This is a genomic window from Streptomyces sp. NPDC104106 (assembly GCF_055584345.1).
Genome location: NZ_JBVJMF010000019.1, coordinates 124,054 through 139,015 on the forward strand (window position 1 = coordinate 124,054; position 14,962 = coordinate 139,015).

Consider the following 14,962-nt stretch of genomic DNA (forward strand, 5'->3'; position numbering starts at 1 on the left):
CGCTCAGCCCGGCTGCGACGCGCTGTGGATCAGCGCGAAGCGGGCTCCGTACGGGTCGGTGAGCTGGGCCATGCGGCCGACGCCCTCCAGGGTCGTCGCCGGCATGCGGACCGTCCCGCCGAGCTGCTGCGCCTTGCCGACCGTGGCGTCCGTGTCCGCGACCTCGAAGTACGGCAGCCAGAACGGGCGGCCCTGCGCCGCGCCGCCGTCGGCCAGGGACATGATCCCGCCGAACATCGAATCCTCACCGGCACCCGCGGGGTTGACGCATGTGTACGTGCCGCCGGGGAAGGACGCCGAGGAGGTCTCCAGGCCGAGCACCCGGTGGTAGAAGGCGGCGCCCGCCGCGACGTCCGGTGTGTACAGCTCGACCCAGCACAGGGAGCCCGGCTCGCTCGCCACCTCGATGCCCTTGGTCTGCCCGGGCTGCCAGATCCCGAACCGAACACCCGCCTGGTCGGCGAGGATCGCCAGGTGCCCCTGGCCCATCACGTCCATGGGCGGTACCAGCACCCTGCCGTGAGCCTGCTCGACGGCCTCGGCCGTGGCCTCGGCGTCCGCGCTCTGGAAGTACACCGTCCACGCGGGCGGGCCCTGCTCCGGGGCGTTCGGCCCGATGCCCGCCGCCGTTCTGCCGTCCAGCTGGAAGAAGCCGTAGCCGCCGGCGTCCGGGCCCGCCGACTGGAACTGCCAGCCGAAGAGATCGCCGTAGAAGGAGCGGGCGCCGTCGATGTCGGAGCTGGTGACATCGATCCAGTTCGGGGCGCCGTCGACGAAACGGGTGCTGAGCATCTTCGCCCTCCTTCAAAGGGTCCCGTCCTGTGCACTGCCGAGTCTGGCACCCCCCACTGACACTCGCCGCCGGAGCACCGCCACCCGCCGCGGCGCCTGCCTGGGCCGCGTCGTCGCCGGTGCCGCGGCGGCCCCCGGATTTCGTACCCGCTCCGCGCGCCGCCGTGCACGCGGCAGGACCGCGGGAGCATGATCGGGGCGGCCGGAGACGCCGAGGGCGGCGTTGAGCAGGCGTTGATCGAACGTTTTTCGCCGGGCGGCACGATCCTGGCCATGCACTTCGACACGATCACCCCGGCCGACGACACGTGGCAGGCGCAGGCCCTGTGCGCCCAGACCGGGCCGGAGTTCTTCTTCCCCGAGCCCGGCAGCTCGGTACGCGAGGCGAAGCGCATCTGCGCCATGTGCGAGCTGCGCCCGGCCTGCCTGGACTACGCCCTCGCCAACGACGAGCGCTTCGGCGTCTGGGGCGGGCTCTCCGAGAAGGAACGCCTCGCCCTGCGCCGCGCCTCCCACTGACCCCGGCACGGCCCGCCACCGGGCAGGCGGCCCCGACACCGGGCAGCCCGCCGGCACGGGGCCGGACCCGGCCGTCAGGAACCGCTTCGGGCCGCCATGCGGGCCTTGCGCGCGGCCAGCTTCTCGTCGAACTTCGTGGCCTCGTCGTTCAGGCCGCCCAGGAACAGGCCCAGCTCCTCCTGCGCCTGGCGTCCTTCGGGGCCGAGGCCGTCGATCTCCATGACCTTCAGGAAGCGCAGTACCGGCTGGAGCACGTCGTCGTGGTGGATGCGCAGGTTGTAGACCTCACCGATCGCCATCTGCGCGGCGGCCCGCTCGAAGCCGGGGATGCCGTGGCCGGGCATCCGGAAGTCGACCACCACGTCCCGTACCGCCTGCATGGTCAGGTCGGGCGCCAGCTCGAAGGCGGACTTCAGCAGGTTGCGGTAGAAGACCATGTGCAGGTTCTCGTCGGTCGCGATGCGGGCCAGCATGCGGTCGCAGACCGGGTCGCCGGACTGGTGGCCGGTGTTGCGGTGGGAGATCCGGGTGGCCAGCTCCTGGAAGGCGACATACGCGATCGAGTGCAGCATCGAGTGCCCGTTGTCGGACTCGAAGCCCTCGCTCATGTGCGCCATGCGGAAGCGCTCCAGCTTGTCGGGGTCCACCGCGCGCGAGGTGAGCAGGTAGTCGCGCATCACGATGCCGTGCCGGCCCTCCTCGGCCGTCCAGCGGTGCACCCAGGTGCCCCATGCGCCGTCGCGGCCGAAGAGCGACGCGATCTCGTGGTGGTAGCTCGGCAGGTTGTCCTCGGTGAGCAGATTGACCACGAGGGCGATCCGGCCGATCTCGGTCACCTTGGACTGGTCCTTGTCCCAGGCCTCGCCGTCCTCGAACAGGCCGGGGAAGTTACGGCCGTCGCTCCACGGCACGTACTCGTGCGGCATCCAGTCCTTGGCGACCTTCAGGTGCCGGTCCAGCTCCCTTTCGACCACTTCCTCCAGCGCGTACAGCAGGCGCGCGTCGGTCCAGGCGGACGGGCTGCCGAGGTGGGGGGAGGTGATCGTCACAGGGACTCCAGGGGGACGCCGGGCAAGAGCGGGGGAAGGGGACGGTCCGGCGAGCGGGGCCGGGAAACCTACGAGATCGTAGGCTACGAATCCGTAGGTTACGAACCCGTAGGTTAAGTTCGCTGTAAAGATCGCTGATCAACAGCCCCCGCACCGTTTTCCGACACGCCGAGGACCCTTTCCGCAGCATGCCCGACCGCCCCGGGACAGGCAGGCGTCCCCTGGGGGCCGTTCGAGTGGCGGGATCACCCGGTCAGGCGTACAGCTCCCGCAGGCGTACCGAGAGGCAGGTCACGCAGCCTTCCAGCTTCTCGAACTCGCTGATGTCCACGGTGACGACCTCGTGGCCGAGATCGGTCAGCAGCTCCGCCGTCCTCGGGGCGCTCGCCGCCATCAGCAGCGTGTGGCCGCCGAGGAGCACCACGTGGGAGCCGGACTCCTCCGGCACCGACAGGAAGCCGGGGAACAGCGACGGCCGGTCCAGTTTCGGGATGTGCCCGATCACCGTGCCGTCGGGCAGCGCGGTCACCGCCGACTTCAGGTGCAGCACCCGGCTCACCGGGACGGCCACCACCCGGGCGCCCAGCGGCTCGAAGGCGGCCCTCAGCTGCTGCACCCCGGCCACGTTGGTACGCCCGCCCCGGCCGACGTAGACGGTGTCGCCGACCTTGAGCACGTCACCGCCGTCCAAGGTGCCCGGCTCCCATATCCAGTTCACCGAGCAGCCGAGCCGGGCCACCGCCTCCTCGACCCCGACGGTCTCCATGCGCCGGGACGCGGCGCCGGGCCGGGTGATCAACGCCACGTTCTTGTACATGACGACGGTGTCCTCGACGAACACCGCGTCGGGGCAGTCGTCCTCGGGGTCGACCTCGATCGTCTCCCAGCCGTGCGTGCGCAGCGCCTCGACGTAGGCCTCCCACTGCTCGATGGCGAGCCCCGGATCGACCTTCTCCCGCTCGATGTGCGTCACCAGGCCTTCGGCGAGGCGGGGACCGGGGCGGCGGACGAGGGCCTTCTTGCTGGGCACGAGGGGCCTTTCGAATCGATGGTGCGGTGGTCGGCGCCGGTGTGCACGGCACCGGTTCGCCATCATGCAGCCCGCTCCCGCCAGGGCAAAACCCTCGTTGCCAGGCTGTGCTTCTCCTGAGACGTGCCGGCCGTGCCCGGCACGTCCCGCCCTCGGCGCGCGGCCCGCGCTACGCCGGGAACCCGGTGTCCTGCGCCGCGACCTCCTTCAGCTCGCCGTCCTCCAGCAGCAGCCGGCGCGTGATGCCGATCGACTCCAGGAACGGCATGTCGTGGCTCGCGACGAGCAGCGCGCCCTCGTACGACTCCAGGGCCGAGGTCAGCTGCCGCACGCTCGCCATGTCCAGATTGTTGGTGGGCTCGTCGAGCAGCAGCAACTGGGGTGCCGGTTCGGCGAGCATGAGCGCGGCCAGCGCTGCCCGGAACCGCTCACCGCCCGACAGGGTGGCCGCCTGCTGGTCGGCCCGCGCGCCCCGGAACAGGAAGCGGGCGAGGCGCGCCCGGATCCGGTTGTTGGTGGCGCCCGGCGCGAAGCGGGCCACGTTCTCGGCGACCGTCAGCGCGTCGTCCAGCACGTCCAGCCGCTGGGGCAGGAAACGCAGCGGCACGTGTGCGCGTGCCTCGCCCGCCACCGGCGCCAGCTCCCCGGCGACGGTGCGCAGCAGCGTCGTCTTCCCGGCGCCGTTGCGGCCGATGAGGGCGATCCGCTCCGGGCCGCGCAGGTCGAGGATTCCCTCGATCCGCGCCCCGTAGGCCAGGTGCAGGTGCTCCAGGGTGAGCACCTGCCGGCCGGGCGGCACGGCCGTGTACGGCAGGTCGACGCGGATCTCGTCGTCGTCCCGCACGGCCTCCACCGCTTCGTCCAGCCGCTCGCGCGCCTCGGCGAGCCGCTCCTCGTGCATGATGCGGTGCTTGCCGGCGGACTCCTGGGCGGCGCGTCTGCGCGCGCCCATGACGATCTTCGGCTCCCGCTTCTGCTCGAACATCTTCTGTCCGTACCGCTTGCGGCGGGCCAGTTTGACCTGGGCGTCGGCCAGTTCGCGCTTCTGCTTGCGCACATCGGCCTCCGCCACGCGCACCATCCGCTCGGCGGCCTCCTGCTCGACGGCGAGCGCCTGCTCGTACGCCGAGAAGTTGCCGCCGTACCAGGTGACCTCCCCGGAGCGCAGTTCCGCGATCTGGTCGACCAGGTCGAGCAGTTCCCGGTCGTGACTGACCACGACCAGGACGCCGGGCCACGCGCTGACGGCCTGGTAGAGCCGCCGGCGCGCGTACAGGTCCAGGTTGTTGGTGGGCTCGTCCAGCAGCAGGATGCCGGGGCGGCGCAGCAGCAGCGCGGCGAGCCGCAGCAGCACCGACTCACCGCCGGAGACCTCGCCGACGGTCCGGTCCAGGCCGATGTGGCCGAGGCCGAGTTCACCGAGCGTGACCAGGGCGCGCTCCTCGACGTCCCAGTCGTCGCCGACCGTCTCGAAGTGCTCCTCGGTGACGTCGCCCGCCTCGATGGCGTGCAGCGCGGTCCGCTGCGCGGCGATGCCGAGGGCCTGGTCGACGCGGAGAGTGGTGTCGAGGGTGACGTTCTGCGGGAGGTAGCCGACCTCGCCGGCCACCTTGACGCTGCCGTCGACCGGGACGAGTTCCCCGGCCAGCAGCTTCAACAGGGTGGACTTTCCCGATCCGTTGACGCCGACGAGCCCGGTCCGGCCGGGGCCGAAGGCGACGTCCAGCCCGTCGAGGACGGTGGTGCCGTCTGCCCAGGCGAAGGTCAGGGACGTGCAGGTGAGAGAGGATGACATGAAGGCCTCGCGATGACGTGCGTGCGGTAGGGGGACGCATCTCGAGACACCGCGAGGCGGGAACCGAAGGGTCTGGGCACAAGGGGCCGGAAAAAAAAGAAAGGCCTGTGCCGGAGGACGGCTCGGACGCCGAGGTCGTACGCCGCGCACACCTCACCGGTGCGACGCGGTGCCTCAGGACCTCAGACGAGCAACGTCCTTCTCCAATCGACGGCAACAGGACCGACGTACACGCTAAGAGGGGCGTTCGCGGGTGTCAACGCAATTGACCGAGGCGGGCCCTCGGCCGGGGCGTGCCGGTGCGGGAAAACGCCGGTCACGCGCGCGTGGCGCTCAGCAGGCGTCCCGCATCAGTTCGGCCAGGTCGTGGTCGAGGTCGAGCTGGAGGTGTTCGAGGCCGGCCGGCACCAGCTCGTCGGCCGCCTCCAGGAAGCGCCGGATCTCGCCCGAGCGCACGTGCACGATGGCGGTGCCCTCGGGGGCGTGGAACTCCAGCACCGTACGGTCGTAGCCGTACGGCCGCACCCGGACGTCGCCCTGGCCCTCGGGCGCCTGCATCCCGGCGATCAGCAGCTCGCGCGAGAAGGTCCAGCGGACCTCGACGCCCTCCAGGGTGGCCGGGGCCGGGAACGTCATGACGACGGCGAAGGGGTCGCGCCGGTCGTAGCGCAGCGTGGCGGGAATGTTCGGCATGCGCGGTGCGGCGGCGACGAGTCGGGCCTCTACGGGCTGCTCGATGACGGTGGACAACGCCTTACTCCCTCGTGACGGCTGGACTACGGCCGGATGTGCGGCACCTGGCACTGGAAGAGACGTCTGATCAGGCCGGTGCGTGCACACACAGAACGAGTGACCTCGGTCACCGCTTTCATGCGTGGCGCCTTATGGGCCGTTCGTCCCGTGGCGAGGGGCAGTTGGTCCTCAGGACGGCCAGGGGCGGTGGTCCCCGGCCGCCCTGGACGGCGCCGGCCCGGTGGGCTAGCTTCGCCCGCCATGAGGCGCATGGGGAGCACGCGAGGCAGGGGACGGACCGGCCGGCTGGTAGCGGCGGGGGTGGTGTGCGGGGCGGCGCTGGCCGCGCTGACCGTCCCGGCGGCCGAGGCCCGCACACCGGGACCGGAGGCCGGGGGAGTGCACTGGTCGGTGAAGGACCCCGGGACCCCGCAGGTCCGCTTCCGGGGGCTCGCGGCCGTCGACCGGCACACCGCCTGGCTGGCCGGCACCGGCGGCACGGTGCTGCGCACCACGGACGGCGGGTCCAGCTGGCGGAACGTCTCTCCGCCGGGGGCGGGCGACCTGCAGTTCCGGGACGTGGAGGCGTTCGACGCGCGGCGCGCGGTGGTGCTGGCCGTCGGGGAGGGCGAGGCCTCCCGCGTGTACCGCACCGACGACGGCGGGGCGAGCTGGACCGAGTCCTTCCGCAACACCGACCCGAACGCCTTCTACGACTGCCTGGCCTTCTTCGACCGCCGCCACGGCCTCGCCGTGGGCGACCCGGTGGACGGGAAGTTCCGCCTCCTGACCACGGGCGACGGCGGCCGCTCCTGGCGGGTGCTGCCCACCGAGGGCATGCCGCCGGCCCTTCAGGGCGAGGCCGGCTTCGCCGCGAGCGGCCAGTGCCTGGTCACCTCGGGCCAAAAGGACGTCTGGCTGGCCACCGGCGGCGGCGCCCACGCGCGCGTGCTGCACTCCGCCGACCGCGGCCTGAACTGGACCGCGGCCGACACCCCCGTCCCGGCCGGCGATCCGGCCAGGGGTGTCTTCGCCCTCGCCTTCCGCGACCGCGACCACGGCCTCGCCGTCGGCGGCGACTACCGTCCCGGCGAACCCTCGCCGCGGGCCGCCGCCGTCACCGCCGACGGCGGCCGCACCTGGAACCCGGCCGGCACGCCCCCGCCGGCCTACCGCTCCGGCGCCGCCTGGCTGCCGCACAGCCGCGGCGCCGCGCTCGCCGTCGGTCCCACCGGCACCGACCTGACCACCGACGGCGGCCGCACCTGGCGGACGATCGACACCGGCTCGTACGACACCGTGGCCTGCACACCGGACCTGAGCTGCTGGGCCGCCGGGGAAGGGGGCAGGGTGGCCCGGCTGGAACGCTGACGGGGGGCGGGCTCAGCCCGGGGTCCGGCGGTGCCGCTCCAGCTCGGGGGCCGTCTTCGTGGCGATGAACTCCGTGACGCGGTAGGTGCACACGCCGGCGACGGCGAACGGGTCGCGCGCGATGGCCTCGTCGATCACGGCACGGTCCGCGGCGACGGCCAGGATCACCCCGCCCTCGCGCGGCTCCTTGCGCCCGGAGGCCAGGAACATGCCCTTGCCGTACTGCTCCTCCAGCCAGGCCACGTGGTCGGGCAGCAGCGCGTCGACGGCGTCGAGCGGTGCGGTGTACGTCAGCTCCAGTACGAACATGATCACGAGGTTACCCCCGGGCACGGACAATCCCCGGGGGCCGTACAGTCTGGTCACCATGACGACCGTAGGCGTACCGGCGGGCTGGCCCGCGACCGAGGACGAGGCCCGCGCCGTGCAGGACGAACTGCGCGGGCGGGTGGTGCTGGACGAGCCCGGACCACCGCCCGGGCAGGGGCGCGTCACGGGCGTCGACGTCGCCTACGACGACGCCCGCGACCTCGTCGCCGCGGCGGCCGTGGTGCTGGACGCCGCCACCTTGGAGGTGGTGGCCGAGGCGACGGCGGTCGGCCGGGTGTCCTTCCCGTACGTGCCCGGTCTGCTCGCCTTCCGGGAGATCCCCACCGTCCGGGCCGCCCTGGACCGGCTCCCGTGCCCGCCCGACCTGGTCGTGTGCGACGGCTACGGCCTGGCCCATCCGCGCCGCTTCGGCCTCGCCAGCCATCTCGGCGTGCTCACCGGCCTGCCGGTCATCGGCGTCGCCAAGAACCCGTTCACCTTCACGTACGACGAGCCGGGGCCCGCGCGGGGCGCGTCCGCCGCGCTGCTCGCCGGGACCGAGGAGGTCGGGCGCGCCCTGCGCACCCGGGACGGGGTCAAGCCGGTCTTCGTCTCGGTCGGCCACCGGGTGAGCCTGGACAACGCCCTGGCCCACACCCTGGCCCTGACCCCGCGCTACCGGCTGCCGGAGACCACGCGCCGGGCGGACTCCCTGTGCCGCCGGGCGCTGCGCGAGGCGGCACAGGGCACAGCCCACGGTGCTGCTCAGGAGGCGACGACGCGCCAGGCACCGACCTCCTGATACGCCGAGTCGTAGACGTCCGAGCCATCGCCCGGTTCGAGGGCGTAGTGGTGCAGATTGCCGCCCCAGTAGCGCAGGATCCGGCCCAGCTCACGCGCCCGGTCCTGCGCCGATGCGCCCTCGTCCACCGTCACTTCGAGTACGAACTTCACGCTCTCCTCGCCTCCTTGCGGCCACCTCCGTCCAGGGCTCCATCGTTTCATTGAACGGCCCAGTGAGACTTTTGCGCGCAAGGCCGGGGACAGGCGGCATGCCCGAGCCGCAAAGTCTCAAACCGGGTGGCGCCGCAAAAGCCACGTCTACCCTCCGGCCGCCACCCGGAAGGTGATCCCCGCGGCGCGCAGCCGCCCGGTCAGGGCGTCGCCCATCGCCTCGGCCGTGGTGACCTGCCCGGCCGTCGGCGGAAGGTCGTCGAAGGCGAGGCACAGGGCCGCCTCGGCGAACATCTTCGCCGTCTCGTCGTAGCCGGGATCGCCGCCCGCGACCTCCGTGCACACGCGCCGGCCGCCGCCCTCGCCGACGAACCGCACCGCGAACCGGCTCCTCGCCCGCTTCTCCGGGCTCGGCCCCTCACCCGGCTTCAGCCGGTCCGACAACCAGCGCCGCGCGGGCGGCAGTTGGGCTGCTGCCGCCACCGCGCCGACGGCGGCGACCCCGCCGAGGGCGACCGGCAGATGCCGTACCGCCGCGTAGTGCCGGTAGCGGAAGTCCGGGCCGTAGCGCTCCAGGGCCCGCGCCGAACGGCGCACGATCTGCGGGTCGAGGGTCGGCAGCGGCAGCGCCCAGGCGCCGACCTCCCCGGCGAAGCGCGGCGCGCCCGTGGACGCCGCGACCCGGCGGCCCGGCAGCCGCGGCTCGTGCCGCCCCCGGTCGCGCGCGGCGGCCAGCATCCGCCGGCCGCGGGCGAACTGGTTCAGCGCCGAGGCCAGTGTGCCGCCGGAGAAGGCCGCGTCGACGCTGACGTACCCGTCCACCCGCAGCGGCACTCCCTCCGGCAGGTGCCCCACCGTGAAGTGAACACCGAGGTCGTGCGGTACGGAGTCGAAGCCACAGGCGTGCACCAGGCGCGCCCCCGTCTCCCGCGCGCGTGCGTCGTGCCGGACGTACATGAGGTCCACGAACTCCGGCTCGCCGCTCAGGTCCAGATAGTCGGCGCCGGTGTCCGCGCAGGCGGCGACCAGCCCCTCGCCGTACAGCACGTAGGGACCGACCGTCGTGGCCACCACGCGCGCGTGCTCCGCGAGGGCGCGCAGGGTGGCCGGTTCGGCCACGTCGGCCCGCAGGACGCCGATGTCCGCACCGCCGGGCAGCCGTTCGCGCAGCCGCTCCAGCTTGCGTGCGTCCCGGCCGGCGACGGCCCAGCGCAGACCGTCCGGCGCGTGCGCGGCGAGATACTCCGCCGTGAGGACGCCGACGAAGCCGGTGGCTCCGAAGAGCACGAGGTCGTAGGGACGGTCCGTCCTTTTTATCCTGCTCATGACACCCCTTGGTCGTGCAGCCCGCGCCGCTGTCGGTGGCTGAGGCTAGCGTGAGGTGTGCGCACGCCGGCCACCGGCTGCGCTCCGACGGCGGTGGGGCGACAGGAGTGGGCCGGGCCGGCGCACGGCTCACCTCCGTCTCACCCGTTCGGGTGGTCTCCGAGGTGCCGGGCACTTGGCTAAGCGCTTGCTCGTTCAGGTCTTGTGCCAGATGGAACGCGTTCTTAGCATCGCAGGTGTTACATCAGTTGTGTCACACACGCTTGGGGGCTGGAGCATGACGACGGCAGCGAAGCCGGGGCAGGGCCCGCTCTCCGGCGTGCGCGTGGTCGAGCTGGCCGGCATCGGCCCCGGCCCGTTCGCCGCCATGCTCCTGGCCGACCTGGGCGCGGACGTCGTCCGGGTGGACCGGCCGGGCGGGCCAGGTCTCGCGATCGATCCGGCGTACGACGTGACGAACCGCAACAAACGCTCGGTCGTGGTCGACCTGAAGGCGCCGGACGGTCCCGCGCGCGTGCTCGACCTCGCCGAGCGTGCCGACGTCCTCATCGAGGGATACCGCCCGGGCGTCGCCGAGCGCCTCGGCGTCGGCCCCGAACAGTGCCACGCCCGCAACCCCCGCCTCGTCTACGGCCGGATGACCGGCTGGGGCCAGGACGGCCCCCTCGCTCATCGCGCGGGCCACGACGTGGCCTACATCGCGCTCACCGGCACCCTCGGCATGATCGGCCGCCCGGACGAGCCCCCGGCCCTCCCCGCCAACCTCCTCGGGGACTACGCGGGCGGCTCCCTCTACCTCGTCGTCGGCGTCCTCGCCGCCCTGCACCACGCGCGCGCGACCGGCACCGGGCAGGTCGTCGACGCCGCCATCGTCGACGGCACGGCCCATCTGTCGGCGATGATCCACGGCATGCTCGCGGCCGGCGGCTGGCAGGACCGGCGTGCCGCCAACCTCCTCGACGGCGGCTGCCCCTACTACGGCACCTACGAGACCGCCGACGGCGGATACATGGCGGTCGGCGCCCTGGAGGGCCCGTTCTACGAGGAGTTCCTGCGCCTGCTCGGCCTGGACGACCTCGCCGGAGCCCGCAAGGACTGGACGCGCTGGGGGGAGCTGCGCGAGAGGATCGCCGCCCGTTTCAGGTCCCGCACGCGCGAGGAGTGGACGGCCGTCTTCGAGGGCACCGACGCGTGCGTGGCCCCCGTGCTGTCCCTGCGCGAGGCCCCGCGCCACCCGCACCTCGCCGCCCGCGGCACCTTCACCGACCACGGCGGCATCACCCAGCCCGCCCCCGCCCCCCGCTTCTCCGCGACCCCCACCACCGTCCGTACCGGCCCCGCCCTGCCCGGCGCGGACACCGAAGCGGTGGCGCGGGACTGGGGGATACCGGCGGCGGCGAACGACGACTCGTGAACGACGACCCGGTCGCGGGCAGCGACCGACCCCGCTCGGCCCACCCCTTCCGAAAGGCACACCAGTGAGCACCGAAGCGTACGTGTACGACGCGATCCGCACCCCGCGCGGCCGCGGCAAGGCGAACGGCGCCCTGCACGGCACCAAGCCCATCGACCTGGTCGTCGGCCTCATCCACGAGATCCGCGACCGCTTCCCCGGCCTCGACCCGGCCGCCGTCGACGACATCGTCCTCGGGGTCGTCGGCCCCGTCGGCGACCAGGGCTCCGACATCGCGAGGATCGCCGCGATCGCCGCCGGGCTGCCCGACACGGTCGCGGGCGTGCAGGAGAACCGCTTCTGTGCCTCGGGCCTGGAGGCCGTCAACCTCGCCGCCGCCAAGGTCCGTTCGGGCTGGGAGGACCTGGTCCTCGCGGGCGGCGTGGAGTCGATGTCCCGGGTGCCGATGGCGTCCGACGGCGGTGCCTGGTTCAACGACCCGATGACCAACCTCGCGGTGAACTTCGTGCCGCAGGGCATCGGCGCCGACCTCATCGCCACCATCGAGGGCTTCTCGCGCCGCGACGTCGACGAGTACGCGGCCCTGTCCCAGGAGCGCGCGGTCACGGCCTGGAAGGAGGGCCGCTTCGACCGCTCGGTGGTCCCCGTCAAGGACCGCAGCGGCCTGGTCGTCCTCGACCACGACGAGCACCCGCGCCCCGGCACCACCGCCGGCTCCCTCGCGTCGCTCAAGCCGTCGTTCGCCGACATCGGCGAACTCGGAGGTTTCGACGCCGTCGCCCTGCAGAAGTACCACTGGATCGAGAAGATCGACCACGTCCACCACGCGGGCAACTCCTCCGGCATCGTGGACGGCGCCTCACTCGTGGCGATCGGCTCAAGGGAGGTCGGCGAGCGCTACGGCCTCACCCCCCGCGCGCGGATCGTCTCCGCGGCCGTCTCCGGCTCCGAGCCCACCATCATGCTCACCGGGCCCGCCCCCGCCACCCGCAAGGCCCTGGCCAAGGCCGGCCTCACCATCGGCGACATCGACCTGGTCGAGATCAACGAGGCGTTCGCCGCGGTCGTGCTCCGCTTCGTCAAGGACATGGGCCTCTCCCTGGACAAGGTCAACGTCAACGGCGGCGCCATCGCCCTCGGCCACCCCCTCGGCGCGACCGGCGCGATGATCCTCGGCACCCTCGTGGACGAACTGGAGCGCCAGGACAAGCGCTACGGCCTCGCCACCCTGTGCGTCGGCGGCGGCATGGGCATCGCCACCATCGTCGAACGCATCTGAACTCCCCGCGGAACCACCAGACTTCGACGAAAGACGACTGCCATGACCGAAAGCACGACCATCCGCTGGGAGCAGGACGACACCGGTGTCGTCACCCTCGTCCTGGACGACCCGGACCAGTCCGCGAACACCATGAACCAGGCGTTCCGCGCCTCCGTCACGGCGATCGCCGCCCGCGCGGAGGCCGAGAAGGACTCCATCCGCGGCATCATCTACACCTCCGCCAAGAAGACCTTCTTCGCGGGCGGCGACCTCAAGGACATGATCAAGGCCGGCCCCGAGGACGCCCAGCAGGTCTTCGAGACCGCGACCGAGATCAAGAACGCGCTGCGCCGCATCGAGACCCTCGGCAAGCCGGTCGTCGCCGCCATCAACGGCGCGGCCCTGGGCGGCGGGTACGAGATCGCCCTCGCCTCCCACCACCGCATCGCGCTCGACGCCCCCGGCTCCAGGATCGGCCTGCCGGAGGTCACGCTCGGTCTGCTGCCCGCGGGCGGCGGCGTCACCCGCACCGTACGCCTGATGGGCATCACGGACGCGCTGCTGAAGGTGCTGCTCCAGGGCACCCAGTACAACCCGCGCCGCGCGCTGGACAACGGCCTGGTCCACGAGGTGGCCGCCACGCCGGAGGAGATGCTCGCGCGGGCGCGGGCCTTCATCGACGCCCACCCCGAGTCGCACCAGCCCTGGGACGTGCCCGGCTACAAGATCCCGGGCGGCACTCCGGCCCACCCGAAGTTCGCCGCCAACCTGCCAGCCTTCCCGGCCAATCTGCGCAAGCAGACGAACGGCGCGCCCTACCCCGCCCCGCGCAACATCATGGCCGCGGCCGTCGAGGGCGCCCAGGTCGACTTCGAGACCGCGATCACCATCGAGACCCGCTACTTCACCGAGCTGGTCACCGGGCAGACCGCCAAGAACATGATCCAGGCGTTCTTCTTCGACCTCCAGGCCGTCAACTCCGGTGCGAACCGGCCGAAGGGCGTCGAGCCCCGCCAGGTCCGCAAGGTCGCCGTCCTCGGCGCCGGCATGATGGGCGCCGGCATCGCCTACTCCTGTGCCCGCGCGGGCATCGACGTCGTCCTGAAGGACGTGACCCCGGAGGCGGCCGCCAAGGGCAAGGCCTATTCCGAGAACCTGTGCGCCAAGGCCGTCGCCAAGGGCCGTACCAGCCAGGAGAAGGCGGACGCGCTGCTCGCCCGGATCACGCCCACCGCAGAGGCGGCCGACCTCGCCGGCTGCGACGCGGTCATCGAGGCGGTCTTCGAGGACACCGCGCTCAAGCACAAGGTGTTCCAGGAGATCGAGTCCGTCGTCGCCCCCGACGCGCTGCTGTGCTCCAACACCTCCACACTGCCCATCACCACCCTCGCCGAGGGCGTGGAGCGCCAGGCCGACTTCATCGGACTGCACTTCTTCTCACCGGTCGACAAGATGCCGCTGGTCGAGATCATCAAGGGCGAGCGCACCGGCGACGAGGCACTTGCCCGCGCCTTCGACCTGGTCCGCCAGATCAACAAGACGCCGATCGTGGTCAACGACTCGCGCGGCTTCTTCACCTCCCGGGTGATCGGCCACTTCATCAACGAGGGCGTCGCCATGGTCGGCGAGGGCGTCGAACCCGCCTCCGTCGAGCAGGCCGCGGCCCAGGCCGGCTACCCCGCCAAGGTGCTCTCCCTCATGGACGAGCTGACCCTCACGCTCCCGCGCAAGATCCGCAACGAGAGCAGGCGGGCCGTGGAGGAGGCCGGGGGCACCTGGACCGCGCACCCGGCGGAGGCGGTGATCGACCGCATGGTCGACGAGTTCGGCCGCCCCGGCCGCAGCGGCGGCGCAGGCTTCTACGAGTACACCGACGACGGCAAGCGCGCCGGACTCTGGCCGGGCCTGCGCGAGCACTTCACCAAACCGGGGCACCGGATCCCGTTCCGGGACATGCAGGAGCGGATGCTCTTCGCCGAGGCGCTCGACACCGTACGGCTCCTGGAGGAAGGTGTCCTGACCTCGGTCGCCGACGCCAACATCGGCTCGATCTTCGGCATCGGCTTCCCCGGCTGGACCGGTGGCGTCCTGCAGTACATCAACGGCTACGACGGCGGCCTGCCGGGCTTCGTCGCCCGCGCCCGGGAACTCGCCGCGGCCTACGGCGACCGCTTCACCCCGCCCGCACTGCTCGTGGAGAAGGCGGAGAAGGGGGAGCACTTCACCGACTGACACCGAACCCCGACGCCCCCCCTGCCCGCCCCGGCCCCACCCGCCCCGCAGACCCCGGCCCGCCCGGCTTGTGGGTCCGGTCCCGCCCGGACCGGGGGGTCCGGCGCGGACCGGGGGGTCCGGCGCGGACCGGGGGGTCCGGCCCGGACCGAGCCGCCGCATCCATCCGCGCCCCGCC

At 72.6% G+C, this 14,962-nt stretch carries 14 protein-coding genes; 6 read left to right on the forward strand and 8 right to left on the reverse strand.

The features are described 5' to 3' along the window. Positions 1-3 precede the first annotated feature (3 nt). Positions 4-792, reverse strand: a complete 789-nt coding sequence (locus tag ACZ60X_RS34395; protein ID WP_469607058.1) for a VOC family protein — start codon at positions 790-792, stop codon at positions 4-6. Positions 793-1,065: 273 nt separating this feature from the next. On the opposite strand from ACZ60X_RS34395, the gene ACZ60X_RS34400 reads away from it, so the two are divergent. Then, complete coding sequence (locus ACZ60X_RS34400; protein WP_469607150.1) at positions 1,066-1,311, forward strand: WhiB family transcriptional regulator; 246 nt, start codon at positions 1,066-1,068, stop codon at positions 1,309-1,311. 74 nt (positions 1,312-1,385) lie between these two features. Here ACZ60X_RS34400 and ACZ60X_RS34405 read toward each other — a convergent pair whose 3' ends face one another. The 4 genes from ACZ60X_RS34405 to ssgD form a co-directional block, all read right to left on the reverse strand. Next, positions 1,386-2,360: an acyl-ACP desaturase gene (locus tag ACZ60X_RS34405; protein ID WP_469607060.1), complete on the reverse strand. Its 975-nt coding sequence runs from the start codon at positions 2,358-2,360 to the stop codon at positions 1,386-1,388. A 253-nt stretch (positions 2,361-2,613) separates the two neighbouring features. After that, on the reverse strand, positions 2,614-3,390 hold the full coding sequence (gene ddaH, locus ACZ60X_RS34410; protein WP_469607063.1) for a dimethylargininase: 777 nt from the start codon (positions 3,388-3,390) through the stop codon (positions 2,614-2,616). Between the two features lie 169 nt (positions 3,391-3,559). After that, positions 3,560-5,185 carry an ABC-F family ATP-binding cassette domain-containing protein gene (locus ACZ60X_RS34415; RefSeq protein WP_469607066.1) on the reverse strand — a complete coding sequence of 542 codons (1,626 nt, stop codon included), beginning with the start codon at positions 5,183-5,185 and terminating at the stop codon, positions 3,560-3,562. A gap of 333 nt (positions 5,186-5,518) precedes the next feature. Then, complete coding sequence (ssgD, locus tag ACZ60X_RS34420; RefSeq protein ID WP_469607069.1) at positions 5,519-5,935, reverse strand: spore wall synthesis regulator SsgD; 417 nt, start codon at positions 5,933-5,935, stop codon at positions 5,519-5,521. Between the two features lie 252 nt (positions 5,936-6,187). Between ssgD and ACZ60X_RS34425 the strand changes: the two genes are divergently transcribed. Further along, positions 6,188-7,288 (forward strand): WD40/YVTN/BNR-like repeat-containing protein, encoded by a 1,101-nt coding sequence (locus ACZ60X_RS34425; RefSeq protein ID WP_469607072.1) that lies wholly within the window; start codon positions 6,188-6,190, stop codon positions 7,286-7,288. Positions 7,289-7,300: 12 nt separating this feature from the next. Here the strand turns inward: ACZ60X_RS34425 and ACZ60X_RS34430 are convergent, their stop codons facing one another. Beyond that, positions 7,301-7,597, reverse strand: coding sequence for a YciI family protein (locus tag ACZ60X_RS34430; protein WP_469607074.1), 297 nt, complete (start codon positions 7,595-7,597; stop codon positions 7,301-7,303). A 58-nt stretch (positions 7,598-7,655) separates the two neighbouring features. On the opposite strand from ACZ60X_RS34430, the gene ACZ60X_RS34435 reads away from it, so the two are divergent. Beyond that, the gene (locus ACZ60X_RS34435; protein WP_469607077.1) at positions 7,656-8,399 is read left to right on the forward strand and encodes an endonuclease V; all 744 of its coding nucleotides are present in this window, start codon (positions 7,656-7,658) and stop codon (positions 8,397-8,399) included. On the opposite strand, the gene ACZ60X_RS34440 is transcribed toward ACZ60X_RS34435, so the two are convergent. Then, entirely contained in the window at positions 8,363-8,551 is a 189-nt protein-coding gene (locus tag ACZ60X_RS34440; protein ID WP_469607080.1) for a hypothetical protein, read from the reverse strand. The two genes, ACZ60X_RS34435 and ACZ60X_RS34440, sit on opposite strands and share 37 nt — an antisense overlap. A 147-nt stretch (positions 8,552-8,698) precedes the next feature. Continuing rightward, entirely contained in the window at positions 8,699-9,877 is a 1,179-nt protein-coding gene (locus ACZ60X_RS34445; protein ID WP_469607081.1) for a saccharopine dehydrogenase family protein, read from the reverse strand. A gap of 277 nt (positions 9,878-10,154) precedes the next feature. Between ACZ60X_RS34445 and ACZ60X_RS34450 the strand changes: the two genes are divergently transcribed. The 3 genes from ACZ60X_RS34450 (at position 10,155) to ACZ60X_RS34460 (ending at position 14,784) form a co-directional block, all read left to right on the forward strand. Beyond that, positions 10,155-11,291, forward strand: coding sequence for a CaiB/BaiF CoA transferase family protein (locus ACZ60X_RS34450; protein ID WP_469607083.1), 1,137 nt, complete (start codon positions 10,155-10,157; stop codon positions 11,289-11,291). A 64-nt stretch (positions 11,292-11,355) separates the two neighbouring features. Beyond that, positions 11,356-12,570, forward strand: a complete 1,215-nt coding sequence (locus ACZ60X_RS34455; protein ID WP_469607085.1) for an acetyl-CoA C-acetyltransferase — start codon at positions 11,356-11,358, stop codon at positions 12,568-12,570. Positions 12,571-12,612: 42 nt separating this feature from the next. Further along, positions 12,613-14,784 (forward strand): 3-hydroxyacyl-CoA dehydrogenase NAD-binding domain-containing protein, encoded by a 2,172-nt coding sequence (locus tag ACZ60X_RS34460; RefSeq protein ID WP_469607086.1) that lies wholly within the window; start codon positions 12,613-12,615, stop codon positions 14,782-14,784. Positions 14,785-14,962: the final 178 nt, after the last annotated feature.